This window comes from Pseudoprimorskyibacter insulae, from assembly GCF_900302505.1.
Taxonomy (GTDB): Bacteria; Pseudomonadota; Alphaproteobacteria; order Rhodobacterales; family Rhodobacteraceae; genus Pseudoprimorskyibacter; species Pseudoprimorskyibacter insulae.
The window spans coordinates 24,415-37,348 of the sequence record NZ_OMOJ01000003.1 but is presented as its reverse complement, the minus strand read 5'-3'; the positions used below and the strand labels follow the sequence as shown (position 1 = coordinate 37,348).

General features: G+C 60.0%; 15 protein-coding genes. 7 read left to right on the top strand and 8 right to left on the bottom strand.

What is annotated here, in order from left to right; genetic code table 11:
- The first annotated feature begins 3 nt into the window (after nt 1-3).
- From PRI8871_RS09295 to PRI8871_RS09275, 5 genes are all read left to right on the top strand, one after another.
- Nucleotides 4-741 carry a ParA family protein gene (locus PRI8871_RS09295; RefSeq protein ID WP_108885953.1) on the top strand — a complete coding sequence of 246 codons (738 nt, stop codon included), beginning with the start codon at nt 4-6 and terminating at the stop codon, nt 739-741.
- Nucleotides 742-947: 206 nt separating this feature from the next.
- Nucleotides 948-2,717 carry a methyl-accepting chemotaxis protein gene (locus tag PRI8871_RS09290; RefSeq protein WP_181389429.1) on the top strand — a complete coding sequence of 590 codons (1,770 nt, stop codon included), beginning with the start codon at nt 948-950 and terminating at the stop codon, nt 2,715-2,717.
- A gap of 73 nt (nt 2,718-2,790) precedes the next feature.
- Nucleotides 2,791-3,204 (top strand): response regulator, encoded by a 414-nt coding sequence (locus PRI8871_RS09285; RefSeq protein WP_108885951.1) that lies wholly within the window; start codon nt 2,791-2,793, stop codon nt 3,202-3,204.
- Between the two features lie 46 nt (nt 3,205-3,250).
- Nucleotides 3,251-6,700: an Hpt domain-containing protein gene (locus PRI8871_RS09280; protein WP_108885950.1), complete on the top strand. Its 3,450-nt coding sequence runs from the start codon at nt 3,251-3,253 to the stop codon at nt 6,698-6,700.
- 95 nt (nt 6,701-6,795) lie between these two features.
- Nucleotides 6,796-7,194 (top strand): flagellar export chaperone FliS, encoded by a 399-nt coding sequence (locus PRI8871_RS09275; RefSeq protein ID WP_108885949.1) that lies wholly within the window; start codon nt 6,796-6,798, stop codon nt 7,192-7,194.
- A gap of 20 nt (nt 7,195-7,214) precedes the next feature.
- Here the strand turns inward: PRI8871_RS09275 and PRI8871_RS19570 are convergent, their stop codons facing one another.
- From PRI8871_RS19570 to PRI8871_RS09260, 3 genes are all read right to left on the bottom strand, one after another.
- The gene (locus tag PRI8871_RS19570) at nt 7,215-7,445 is read right to left on the bottom strand and encodes a hypothetical protein (RefSeq protein ID WP_181389428.1); all 231 of its coding nucleotides are present in this window, start codon (nt 7,443-7,445) and stop codon (nt 7,215-7,217) included.
- A gap of 279 nt (nt 7,446-7,724) precedes the next feature.
- Nucleotides 7,725-7,883 carry a hypothetical protein gene (locus tag PRI8871_RS19565; protein WP_181389427.1) on the bottom strand — a complete coding sequence of 53 codons (159 nt, stop codon included), beginning with the start codon at nt 7,881-7,883 and terminating at the stop codon, nt 7,725-7,727.
- A gap of 49 nt (nt 7,884-7,932) precedes the next feature.
- Complete coding sequence (locus tag PRI8871_RS09260; RefSeq protein WP_108885946.1) at nt 7,933-8,430, bottom strand: hypothetical protein; 498 nt, start codon at nt 8,428-8,430, stop codon at nt 7,933-7,935.
- A 186-nt stretch (nt 8,431-8,616) separates the two neighbouring features.
- Between PRI8871_RS09260 and PRI8871_RS09255 the strand changes: the two genes are divergently transcribed.
- Together PRI8871_RS09255 and PRI8871_RS09250 are read left to right on the top strand one after the other, a co-directional pair.
- Entirely contained in the window at nt 8,617-9,051 is a 435-nt protein-coding gene (locus PRI8871_RS09255) for a hypothetical protein (RefSeq protein WP_108885945.1), read from the top strand.
- A gap of 35 nt (nt 9,052-9,086) precedes the next feature.
- Nucleotides 9,087-9,677, top strand: a complete 591-nt coding sequence (locus PRI8871_RS09250; RefSeq protein WP_181389426.1) for an SEL1-like repeat protein — start codon at nt 9,087-9,089, stop codon at nt 9,675-9,677.
- Nucleotides 9,678-9,766: 89 nt separating this feature from the next.
- Here PRI8871_RS09250 and PRI8871_RS09245 read toward each other — a convergent pair whose 3' ends face one another.
- From PRI8871_RS09245 to PRI8871_RS09225, 5 genes are read right to left on the bottom strand one after another with little or no spacing between them, the layout of a single operon-like run.
- Nucleotides 9,767-10,141, bottom strand: a complete 375-nt coding sequence (locus PRI8871_RS09245) for a hypothetical protein (RefSeq protein WP_108885943.1) — start codon at nt 10,139-10,141, stop codon at nt 9,767-9,769.
- A 22-nt stretch (nt 10,142-10,163) separates the two neighbouring features.
- Nucleotides 10,164-10,478, bottom strand: coding sequence for a flagellar biosynthesis anti-sigma factor FlgM (gene flgM / locus PRI8871_RS09240; RefSeq protein WP_108885942.1), 315 nt, complete (start codon nt 10,476-10,478; stop codon nt 10,164-10,166).
- A gap of 59 nt (nt 10,479-10,537) precedes the next feature.
- Nucleotides 10,538-11,248: a flagellar basal body P-ring formation chaperone FlgA gene (gene flgA / locus PRI8871_RS09235; RefSeq protein WP_108885941.1), complete on the bottom strand. Its 711-nt coding sequence runs from the start codon at nt 11,246-11,248 to the stop codon at nt 10,538-10,540.
- On the bottom strand, nt 11,245-12,381 hold the full coding sequence (locus PRI8871_RS09230; protein ID WP_108885940.1) for a hypothetical protein: 1,137 nt from the start codon (nt 12,379-12,381) through the stop codon (nt 11,245-11,247). The genes flgA and PRI8871_RS09230 overlap by 4 nt, the downstream gene beginning before the upstream one ends.
- Nucleotides 12,382-12,384: 3 nt before the next feature.
- The gene (locus PRI8871_RS09225; RefSeq protein WP_181389425.1) at nt 12,385-12,921 is read right to left on the bottom strand and encodes an LPP20 family lipoprotein; all 537 of its coding nucleotides are present in this window, start codon (nt 12,919-12,921) and stop codon (nt 12,385-12,387) included.
- Nucleotides 12,922-12,934 lie beyond the last annotated feature (13 nt).

The window sequence follows — 12,934 nt, the reverse complement described above, 5'->3', positions numbered from 1 at the left end:
GATATGCGCGTCCTTGTGTTCAATCAGAAAAGCGGCGTCGGCAAGACGACCACGGTCATGAATGTGGCCGCTGGACTGCTGCGGTGCGGGGTTGGCTCCGTCACGGTGGCCGATCTTGACCCGGCGATGCATCTGACACGGGCACTGGGGCATGACGGCGACAGCGGCGGTTGGGATGTCGAATCCTGGCTGGAAGGAGTTCCAGGGAACCCGCTGGATATTGAGACAGAACCTGGCCTTGCGCTGATACCGGGCAACCCCGCACCGGCAGAGGATCGCACGGCCAGTGTCGGACTGATGACCTCGGGTGGTGAGTGGCTTTTGTTGGATGCCCCGCCCAGTTGGTCGCCCCGGATTGAGGCGGTGATGCGCGGCGCGGATCTGATCCTTTGCCCGCTAGAGCCGGATTTTCTGGGAATGCAGGAGGTCAACCGCCTTCTGCGCACCATGCAAAGCGTAGAGATCGGCTGGGATCGCCTGCGCATTTTGCTAACGCGGTTTAACAGCCGCCTTGCCGTGCATCGCGAAGTGCGGGCCCGGCTACGAGAACGGTTTGGAGATGAAATTGTCCTGACCGTACCCATCCGCAGCTCGGTCAGATTGGCCGATGAAACGGAGCAAGGAACAACGATCTTCAACCATGCTCCGAAAAGCGTGGGGGCATATGACTACCTGGCCTTGGCAGAGCGATTGTCGGGCCGCCGGAAAGCAAGTTCAACCCGAAGGAGGACCCGGCCATGACGCGAAAAACGCCACCCCGGCGGCCAACCAGACGGACGGCATCCGGCGCCAAAAAAGAACCAGCTGACGACGCAGACGCGACCGACGCAACTGACAACGCTCCGGCTAAACCGGACACCCCTGAACCGGGCCAGATTGAACGCCCTACGCCAACAAGCACCTCAGAAGCCGCACAAGCGGCCGATCTCGACCAAAGGATCACGGATATGACTGCCTCGAACTCAAAGAAAGACAAGTGGGAAACCCTCGCCTCCACGGCGCTGATCGACGTCATGACAACGCCTGTCGTGATCGCCGATAAGGATTACTACATCCGCTATGCCAACCCCGCGGCGGTTGCGGCCTTCACCGCGCTGGAACCGCGTCTGCGCAAGGATCTGCCGCAGTTCAGCGCCAAGACCCTGATCGGCAAGAACGTCGACGTATTCCACAAGGATCCGTCGCACCAGCGCCGCATCCTGGACAACATGGCCAAGCCGCACAACGGCGTGATCGATTTTGCCGAAGTCATGCTGACCTTCACCGCCGCGCCGCTGTTTGATGAAAACGGCGACATGGATGCTGTGATCGTCGAATTGGCAGACGGCACCGAACAGCGCGATGCCCAAAAGCTGAATGACGTAGTTAGCTCCCAGTTCCAGACGCTGCTGAAGCAAATGGAAATCATGTCGATGGCGCATGAGGCCGGCGATATCGATGTCATGATCGACGTAAGTTCGTTCAAACTGGAAGACCTGCGCGCCGCTGCGGTCATGGTCAACGATATGGTTCAAGCACATATCGACACCAAGAAGGCCGCAATGGCGGTTGTTGAAAAGTTCGGCGATGGCAACTTCGATGCCGACCTGCCGCAACTGCCCGGCAAAAAGATCTTCCTCAACAACATCATCAACAAGGTTCGCGCCAACTTCCGCAGCGTGACGTCGGAAGTGACGCGCCTGTCGGACTCGATCGTGAACGGGAACCTGGACGTGACCGTCAACACCGAGAAATTCTCGGGCGAATATGCGCAGATCGTGGAATCCTTCGAACGCGCCTTCCTCAGCCTGAACAACGCGTTCTCGGTCATCAGCGATCAGGTCGATCAGGTTGGCCAGACGGTCGATCAGATGTCGAATGCTTCGCAGTCGCTGTCGGCGAACTCGCAGATTGCCTCGTCCTCAGTGGATGAAGTGTCGGCCTCGGCAGAAGAAACCGATCAGCAGGTCAAGGCAAACGCCGAAGCCGCCCAGAACGCCAGCCGCTATGTCGGCAGCGCGGTTGAATTTGCCTCCGAAGGTGCGGGCAAGGTGCGCGAAATGGTCGGTGCGATGGATGGCATCAAGACCTCTAGCCAGGATATCGCCAAGATCATCAAGGTCATCGACGAGATCGCCTTCCAGACCAACCTTCTGGCGCTCAACGCCGCTGTGGAAGCGGCGCGCGCAGGCCAGCACGGACGCGGCTTCGCGGTTGTGGCTCAGGAAGTTCGCAACCTCGCAGGCCGGTCGGCCAAAGCGGCGCGCGAAACCTCGGATCTGATCGAAGATGCATCGAACCGGGTAAATTCGGGTGTGCGCATCGCAGATGAGACCAGCAACGCCTTCACCAAGATCACGACCGAGATCCAACAGGTGAAATCGATCGTCGAAGACATCGACCGCGCCTCGGAAGAACAGGCGCGCGGTGTGGCGCAGATCTCGCAAGCGATTGCCGATATCGCCAAGACCACGCTGTCAACCAGCCAGCAGGCGGACGAACTGGCCACCACATCGGCACAGATGAACTCGGCCGCGCAGCAGATGACCGCAGAAATCCGACGCTTCAAGCTGAAGCGCATGGCGGACGGCGGCCAGAGCTTCATGACCGCGGATCAGCTGACGCCGGAAATGATGGCCCAGTTGCAGCGCATGATGGGCGGAATGAAGAACGGCGCAAAACCGGCCAAGTCCAGCCCTTCGGTGGATCAGGACGCACGCGGCTACGGCCCGTTCTAAGCAAAGCATCCTTCGGAGCGCCGCATGAACGGCGCGGCGTTCCGGCAGGCAAACACGAACTGGAGTAACGTTCATGTCTTTTAAAGTTATGGTCGTCGATGACGCTGCGATGATGCGTCTGTACATCTCGAGCTTTCTGACGTCGCTGCCCGATTTCAAGATGGTGGCACAGGCGGCCAACGGTCAGGAAGCGTTGGATAAACTGTCCGAAATCCCGGATCTGGATCTGATTTTGCTGGATATCGAAATGCCGGTGATGGACGGGCTGGAATTCCTCCGCCACGCCAAGCTGAAAACGCGCGCAAAGATCTGCATGTTGTCCTCTGTGACGGTATCTGGCTCGCCTCTTGCAGCTAAGGCACGCCAACTGGGCGCAGATGGGGTCGTGGCCAAACCGTCGGGTACGGTATCGCACGATCTGGAAGAAAAGACCGGGGATGAGCTGACGCGTGTGATGCGCGCGCTGATGACCAACAAAGCGGCCTAAGGCCAGTCATCTTTCCCCGAAACCGGACTTGAGGAGCTCTGATCCCATGACCAATGAAATGGACGAAATCTGGGAACTGTATGCCGATGATGGCACGCAAGCCCTGGACAGCATGGAAGAGCTTCTCGACGTGCTGCGCGATGGAACGGACGACGAAGCGTCAAAGATCGGCGCTCTGTTCCGCGCGGTTCATACGTTCAAGGGCAATTCGCGTGTTCTTGGCCTGGCGGCCGTGGAAGGCGTGGCGCATCTTGCCGAAGATCTGATTGGACTGGTTCGCGACGATGGCGTCGCGCTGAACGAAGAGATCCTCGATGTGTTGCTATTGGTGGGCGACACGCTGCGGGACATGCTGGACCAGACCGCGAAAACCCGCGCCGATCTGGACCCGGAGCCGTTCGAGCCGCTGAAAGACCAGCTTCGCGCATTGATCGCCAAATGTAAGGGCGAACCCGCCCCCGAAGGCGCCACCGATGCGCCTGCGGAAGATGCGGTTGCCGAAGCGCCTGAGGATGACACGCCCGTCGGTGGCGGTGCCCTAGACGATATTTCTGCCGCGCTGGCCTCGCTTGGGGATAGCACGGACCCGAATGTCTTTGATGACGACTTCTTCGACGACGACGATGCAGCCGAAGCCGAGCCTGAAGAAGACGCCGAGGAAGAGGCCCCCGAGGTGGTGGCCGAGGCCGAGCCGGAACCCGAGCCTGAGCCGGAACCCGAACCTGAAGTCGAAGCCGAGCCCGAAACCGCCGATGCGGAAGACGAGGGCGATAGCGACGAAGAAGAAATCAACCTGTTTATCGAAGATCCGGTCTATCGCCAGATCTTCTCGGACATGGCTGGAACGGCGATTGCCGATCTGCGCGATGCGGTCGCCGCTGGCGCGCCGGTTGGGGATCTTGCCTTCAAACAGGCCGGATCGTTGGCCTATGCCGCCGAACAGCTGAAGCTGATGGAATGGGCCGAAGCCGGTGCGGAACTGGAAAACGCCAAAGGCTCGGACGATGCGTTCGACGTGTTGGAACGCGTTCTGGCCAAGCTGGATGCGTTGAAGGTCCGTGATATCGATGGCGGCGCCGCGCCCGGTACCGAAGAGGACGAAGAGGACCACAGCCTCGACGATTTCTTTGGTGACGGCGACGAGGACGACAATGTCGTTGTCGTGGTCAAGCAAGATGCTGTCGAAGAGGCAAAAGCCGCAGAGCCCGCGCCAAAGCCCAAGGCAGAAGCGCCTGCGCCGAAACCCAAGGCCGAAGCGCCCAAAGCCAAGCCCAAGGCGGACAAGCCCAAAGCCGCGGCCAAGGTCAAAAAGCCCGATGCCGTTGCCGATGTCGGCGAGATGCTGACCAAGGTCATGGCCATCATTGCCGACCTGTCGCACAAGGGCATCTTTATCGGCACCGACGAGGCCCCGAGCCCCGAGGAAATCAAGAGCCTGACCAAGCAGATCTCGGATCTGGTGGAGCCGCATGGCTATGTGCGGGTGATGGAAGCCGCGCATGACCTAAACCGTCACCGGACAGCCAAGGCGTTCAAGAACGGCGAAGTCACGCTTTACGAAGAACTGTCGGCGATTGAACAGGTTCTGCCTGCGCGGGCGCTGCCCGAAGACATGGTCACGCCGCTGTCCTGTCTGCGCACCTGGTGTGCGGACAATATCAACGACACCCTGACCGATCTGCGTTCAGGTCTGGAACATAGCGGGCGTGAGGCCGGCAAGAACTGGTATCCAGATTTCGAAGCGATGATGCGCCGCGCCTACTATGCGTGTGAACATTTCCGCATCGAAACAGCCGCCCAACTAACCATGGCGCTGATCGACCTTGTGGCGCGGACCCGGATGGATGACGTCGCCCCTGACGTGATCCTGATCCAGATGGCGCGCGGCTTTGTCGAAACCATGGATCTGGTGTTTGACGCGCTGGATCAAGGCGACGAGCCTGACATCGCCCGTATCGAACAGTTGTTCGAAGAGGCATCGAACGCGACCTTCATGGCCAGCGGTCTGGTCACGGCCCGGTCCATCGAAGCGCGTCTTGGCTTGCCCAAGGAATTCCATCGCGTGCTGTCGCCGGACAGCGTGAAAGCGGCGCAAAGCTGTATCGAGGAACGCAAGAAGTTCTTCGTCATCCGCGCCGACCTGAACCGCGATGAAGCGCTGGCTGAAAAGTTCCTGCAATGGCTGACCGCCGGTCACGCCCGGATGATCACCAACGTCACCATCTTCCGTGATGACGAGACGATCTTTGACTTCCTGATCGCCACCACCTTGGAAGAACATCAGGTGGTTGAACAGCTGGCCAACCTCGATCCAGCGGGCAAGAACCTTGAAATGACGATGGCATTGACCATCAAGGACGAAACGCAAGGCCAGGATTCGGACGACAAGCATGGCGAAGACGGCCAGTCCGAACTGACCAACAGCATGCTTGGGGTCGAGAACCTCAAGATGATCGAAGCGATTGGCGAAATCTCGGCCGGTCAGGCGATGATCGACCATTCGCTGAATGAGCTGGTGGAATTCGACCTGATGCACGACCTGTCGCAGCGTCTGCGGGCGGTTGGCATCGATGAAGTGCACCCGCGCGTGAAAGGCGTGCTGCGCGAAGCCTTTGAGGCCCATCTGTCGCGTCTGCGTCAGGTCAAGGAAGCCGGTGCGCAGGTCAACTCCAAGATGGCCCAACTGCAAGAGGAAAGCGTCGCCATGCGGTCGCGCCCGGCAGAAGTGCTGCTGCGCCCGCTCGAGGCCTTTATCTCGACCCAGGCGCGTCAGGCGGGCAAGTCGATCCGCGTGTCCTTTGCGGGCGGCGAGGTGATCCTAGATCAGATCGTGATCGAAGAACTGCGCAGCATGCTGAAAACCGTTCTGGCATCGCGCATCACATGCGATCCAGCGCCCAGCAAGATGCATGTGGTTGTGGACCGCGAAGAAGATCATGTCCGTGTCGAAATCTCGGACAATGGTGGACAGGTTGCCAAGACCCCGGCGCTTGAGGAGATCTCAAAAAGCCTGGCCAGCCGTCGCGGCGTGTTCCGCGCAGTGTCCGTGCCCAATGGCGGCGTGCGCATTCACATCAGCATTCCGCTGCATATGGTTGTGCTGGAAGGCATGGTCGTGCGCGTGGGTTCGGTTCGCTATGTGGTCCCGATCGAGGCGATCCAGCGTATCCATCAGGGCAAGGACATCGTTCCTGTGACCGCTGCGGGCAATCGCCGGATGCTGCGTATGTCCGAAGGCGATCTGGTGCCGATCCAAACGCTGCCGCGCGAACGCAATGGGGTGGCCGATGCTTCGCCCAGCCTGTTCGTGATCGCCAGCACCAATGACTCACGCGTGGCCATCCCCGTGGATGAGCTGCTGGGCCCGCAGCTTGTGCTGCTGCGCCCGCTGCGCGGTGCGCTGTCTGGCGTGCGCGGCATGACCGGTGTCGCGATCTTGTCGGGCGGTGATGTCGGCATGGTTGTATCGGTCAGCCGCGTGGCCAAAATGGCCTGAAAATCTGCGAGTAAGCGACTGGAAAGGTAAACGATTTTCCGCTTCTGCCGTTGATCTAAGTAACAACGATGCACAATGCAGACCGGAGAACCGCTATGACGATATCGCTTGCTCGCTCCAGATACCGCCAGGCCGAAGCTGTCGGCCACCCGCGGATCGACGACCCGCATGAGGTCATTTCGGTTACTTTGCGCGAGCTGCACCGGTCGCTGGACGTGATGGTCGCAGCCCGCGCCAAAGACCGCCTTCCCCCCGAGGAACACAGCAGCCGTGCGCTGACCGCGATCTACATCCTTCAGTCCAGCCTGGACATGGAGCGCGGCGCGGATATCGCCGAATTGCTGATGCAGCTGTATGAATTCGCCCGCCAGCAGGTTTTGGCCTCGATCCGCAAGGACGAGAGCGCATTGCTGGTCGAAGCGCGGGATTCCATCGCCGATATTCTGGAAGCGTGGCGCGGGATCGGGCCGCAGGTTAAGGGGCAGGGCAAGTGAGCCTGTGCATCGCACTCATGTCAGAAGCCGCCGCAACAGAACGCCTTGAACGTCTCTGCCAAGAGCTGGCTCGGGCCGTGGATGAGGGGCGTCTGGAAGACGTCAGTCGTCTGGATCATGCCATACGCAACGCTGTAATTGCCCTGATCGGTGAAGATCAGTTTGGCGACGCGCCGCAAGACCGGGTCGAAGCGCTGCAACGCGCGCTTGTGTCCGTTCGCAATGCGGCGGCCGTTCTTCAGAAAACCCAAGAGGCTGTTCAAAAGACGCAGCGCAAGCGCGGGGTTTATCTGGCGTATTCGAAGGGGAAAGGGAAAGGTAAAGGCTGATGGGATGGCGGGGTTGCCAAATATGCACCCGCATCAGGTGGTTCCTGATGGTTGCGATCCCTTTGATCGCAATGATCTTTTTGCAGCCAGAAGGTGTGCAGAAGATCGCCCGACTTATGCCGTCACCTATAGTGATCGGCTGGGCCATCTTGGTGGCCGGGATTGCCGTGTTCTTGTTGCGACTGGCAATCTATCGCTGGTCTAATGCAGCACCATCTGATGCAAAAACGCGGCAAGCGAAGTAGGTTTGCCGGGATGGGCCTGACCGTCATCGTCAAAATACACCGTCTGCACGGCGACATCCTCAAGCGAGGCATGGCGCTGCATCAGGCGATTGGCGATGGTGCTTAGATGGTGCATGGTCGTCTCCGGTTGGTTGAAGACATAGTTGCAAGACCTGTGCCAGCTATCATCCGCCGATACGGAACTCCATGATGAGAACTTCGAGGATCGGGGCGCTGTCGTCCAAATCAGCAACACGGGTGTTCAGATCATCCATCAGCGCCTGGGGCAGGGCTTTGCGCAAGGCATTCCAGCCTTGGGCCGGGTCAACGGTAGATGCCGTATCCAGCAATACATTCCCCAAAGGTGAAATCAGCGGTTCCGGCTTATCCTTAAGCTGGTCGATCAGCGCTTTGCTGGCATCGCCGCGCAGGGCAAGCCCAATCGACACCATCAAGGTGCCGCCGAAATCAGGCAGGCTGGCTTTCAACGGGATGATGACAGGCAGATACACCCGCGTGTCCACGGGCGGCGCTGCTTCGTCTTCGGTGGGAACAGCCTCCTCCTCGATCGCCGGTTCTGGCGGGGCCAGCACATCGACTGGCATCTTCAAGGAATACCATGCGCCCAGAGAGAACAACACGGGGAGCAGTAGGGTTGGAATGGCTGCGATCCCGAGACGCATGGATCCTGGAGTAGAGGTCATGTCCCAAGGGTATGACAACGGCTCTTTGGTTGCTCGTTGTCAAATGTTGAAAAAAGCGTATCCAAAGAGAGTTTTGTCTAAAACGATTAGCGTTCCTGCCGTTGATATCCGTGTAAGCCCGGCAATCCCGCCGGGCTCTATGGTCAGATAGTGGGGATCTTGGTCATGAATTTCGGAGCCGGCACAGCGCTTGTTCCAGCTATAAAACGGCTGACACAGCGACGAAGCAGCGCAGGACGCGCAGAATATGAACGCAACGCCGAATATGACGGCGGCGACGATACGAATTTGCATGACGACTGGGGGCTCGTGCGCCGCCGGACGACATTGCGGGACACGGAAAAGGTCATCAAGCACCTGCCGGACATCCTTGGCCGCGCCTTGGCGCGAAGCTGGATCGATCCGACGTTCAGCGCGGCGATGATGCAAGACCCGCTAGAGCTTCTGGCGCGGCACAATGTGTTCCTACCCGACAATATCAGCATCGTGATCGAAACCACGGCCAGCGAACGCCAACGCGTCGTGGTCTATGAACGCACGCTGGATGGTCGCCGTCGGCGGCTGCTGTATCTACAATTGGTGATGATGGCAGGAAAATGAAACGGATTGCCCGCGCAACAGGAATAATCGCATGCGTGGCCGGCACCTCGTTGGCTGCGGCAGAAGGGTTTCAGGCCGCGTTGAACGCAGCGCGAAACGGCGATTCCGCGCGGGCGGTTGTTTTGTTTCATGATCTGGCGCGCGCTGGCAGTGCTGGCGCGCAGACCAATCTGGCCGTTCTATACGCCAAGGGGCAGGGCACGCCCCAAGACGATGCCGAGGCCTTCTATTGGGCATGGCGGGGCCGTTTGGGCGGTGAAAAACGTGCCATACCCGTAACCGATTATCTTGACCGCCGCCTGACGGACGAGGCACGCGAAAGCGTGGTCAACCGTCTGCTGGGCGATCTGGCGACCGAGGCCGAAAAGGGCCGAGTGCATAGTTTTATGGGTATTGGCCGCGTTCATGCGCAACTGGCCGAACCCGCGAACAAGCCCGCCGCAATGGCGTGGTTCAGCGTGGCGGCAGCCTTTGGCGTGGAATATAGCGCGGCCTTGCGCGACAGCATGTCGATGGAGCTGACGACCGAAGAGCGCACCGCAGCGCAGGCCGATGCCAAGGCGCGGTTTGTCGAATGGTGCGGCCGCGTGCCGTCGGATGTGCGCCCGGTCAGTTGCCCCGATTAGGCGAAGAACCGGGTAACAGATCCAACAAGCAAACAACAAAAAAGGCGCGATCTGCATCGCGCCCTTTTGGTCTTGGTCTGTGAAGCCAATTAGTGGCGACGCATCCGCCGGATCGCGTGCACTTCGTCAAGGCTTATGCCGGTGGCCTGACTGATCTCGGTTTCGGTCTCGCCCTGTTTGGCCATGGCGATGGCCTGTTCGATCAGTTTGTCCCCGACGAACCAATCCAGATCTGCGCGCATCCGCGACAGGTCGGCCTTGAAGTCGGCCAGACCCACTTCGGGCGAGCTGATCAGCTTGCCCATCACGCGGTCTGCAATCGCGTCGATCACATCATCCCCGAGGGCCGGTTGCGGTTGCACCTTTGCGGCTTTGCGCAGAGCAATCGTCTGAGCGACGATCACTGCAAGCGCAAGGACAAGACCAGCGGCAGCGCCAAGGTGAAGGTAGGGAAGATATGTCATGAACCAGCGGGTCCTTTTTCGTTCAGAGCATCAAGTCTTGGTAGCCTTCGAACAGGCTATCAGTAATACGCTGTGCGTCGATCGGATAGCGGCCATCCTCGATGGCCTGCTTGATCTTCGCGACCAGTTCCAGATCGAAAGGCGGGCCTTTTGCAGCCAATGCCTCGCCGACCGGGGTCGCACCGGCTTCGCTTAGCCGGACACTGTCCACGGAGCCAACAGCGGCGGCCTGACCGGCCTGTGCTGAAGATGTTGCCCCCGTCTTTTGCGCGCCGTCGTTCTGCATTCGTTGCAAACGGGCGCGTGCGCCGAGGGACGTGTTGATGGACTCAACCATGGTCTTTCTCCTGTGTTCGTCCCTAAAATTCTCCAAGTGTGTTTTACAACGGCAATTCGTCAGTTCATTTTAGGCCGGACGATCACTTTATTTGCGCCATCTACTGTCGCGCGTATGATCCGACCGGAACTGCTGTTCTGCACATTGATCAGATCCCCGCGTTGCCCGTTCTCCATTGCGATGCCGGTCGACAACACGTTGATCCCACTCAGTTCCAGTACGATAGCCACGGGCGTATTCAGGCCCACCAGCCAGTCGAATTCCAGGTGCCGCCCCAGCAACGGGCGACCCGCTGCAAGATTGGCTGTCAGACGTCGGCCAACATAGTCTTCGGCCGCTCCGGTCAGGGCATCCGATGGGATGCGATGCACCGGTTTTGAGCCCAGATGACCAGCTTCAAGAACTGTGCCGCCTGCAAGGCTTTCCGTTAACACCAGAACTGTTTTTTCTAACGGCTGATCGGTGCGATTTGTTAGAGGGGTCAGGCCCGAAATTCCTGTAGAAATCACCCTTTTCCAAGGGGTTGGGCGTGCACATGTCAGCTCGACGCTTGTCCATCCAGCATTGCGCGGGCGAACGGTTGGCGAGGTGTCGCAACCGGGATATGTGCGATGATCGGATATCGTCATATCGCCCATCAAGCCCTGTTCTGTCAGGGCATTTTGCACAAGCGTGCGGACCTGCGGGCCGGTCAGGCGGTCTGGTGCGCCTAGCGCCATCTGCGGCGGCGCGAGCGCGAGGCAGATCAGCAATAGGCGCAGCGGTTTCACCGGAAACCCTCCAGAAATTCAACGGTCTTTCCGGCGAAGGACGGGACCGGACGGGTGGGATCAAGCGGGCGCAGCTCGGCTGTGCCGTTCTGAAGGTTAACGATTTCAAGCACATCAAAGGCGCTGTCGCGGGTCTCGATGAAGGCCAGATGTGTCTGGCGCAGCCCGTGCTTGCGCCCAATTGGCACCGTCAGGCGGCGGCCATCCTGGGTCAGGCGCGCGCGGGGCGGCTCACAGGCCACAAGGTCAAGCGCTTCATTCATGTCGCGGCGTAAGTTGTTGGTAAGTTTCGTGGTTGCGGCAGTGCGGCCACGCCCTAGGGTGGCATCCATCGTCAACCCTTGCGGCATCGGCGCGGTGCGCACGATCTTGCGGCGCAGGGTGCGGCCCGAGGGTTCGGTAAAGCTCAGATCGGCGGTCAACTGAAGGGTGTAGCCGCTTCCAGAAGCAATTGCATCTACACGGAATTCCGGTCTGAACAGATGATCGCCCGGCGTCGAACGAACGGTGCCGCGCGTCAGATTCAAATAGCTCATGTCCGCCCGAATGGGCGAATTGGACGGCGCGAAACTGGTGGCAATGCGCTCCAGCTCAAACGCGGGATGGCGGCGGATGATATCGTATAGGTCTTTCGCCGCCTCGCTGGCAATTTGTTCCGTCCATGCGGGGGCTTGCGGCGATACATTGATCCGCGGAGGCTCGGCGCTCAGCACCAAGGTGCGGCGCGGGGCGCAGCCCAGATCGGGCGCCGGTCCAACCAGCGCCCGCACTTCAACCGTCCATTGGCTTCGGTCCAGCCTGGCCGAGCGGATTTCATAGCGCAGGATTTTTCCGGTGGGCCGCGCGATCAGGAAATCGCCGGTGATATGGCCCATCCCCATGGCGCTATAGCCCGCAAGTTCGGTTCCGCCCGCCAGACCGGCGGCAATCAGCGCCTCGGCCAAGGCGCGGTGGCGGGCGCTGTCGGTGTCGTTTTGACCGGACACGAAAGAATGCCCGCTGGCGACAATCCACAGGGGCTTTTGCGTGGCAGAATGCGCCTGGGTCGAAAAGACCGCCATTGTCATGCAGCCAGCCCAAGCCAAAATCGCCAAGAAGCGGCGTAACGCGGATTTCCAGCGGGGTTCTTCCATCGATCAAACCCCCATGCGCACCGCACGCAGAATGTAGCGCACAGTGTCGGCGTCCAGCGCCAGTTCGACGGTGAAGGTGTCCTCATCCTTGGGCGAGATGCGCAAGGTCCGCGCGCCGCGCAATTCACCTTCGACGATGCCGCGAATGTGGTCATTGGTGACGGACGCATCGCGGATCGTCGTGTCGGCGGTCAGATGAATGCCGTGCACCTGTTCGACCAGATCGCGCATCGCCTCAAGCCGGGCGGCGCGGATCGCCATCAGGCGCTTTTCGTTCAGTGTTTTGCCCGGTTGGGCGGACACCTGTGAAAACCCAAGCCCCTTGAGTTCGACCGGCACGTATTTCGGCGCGGCCAGAACCGGCGGCAGAGCGCTGTCGGCATGCATGGCGTTCACGTCATCCTTGATCTGGGCGACGGCCTTGGCGGTGGGCGTGGGGGCAGGTGGCAAAGCCTGCTGCGCTTGTTGTGACATACAAGCGCCAAGCGCCGTGACAATGGCAAGCCCGGCCCCTGCGCGGATGAGTGGAAGACGTGTCATGTAAACCTCGCGG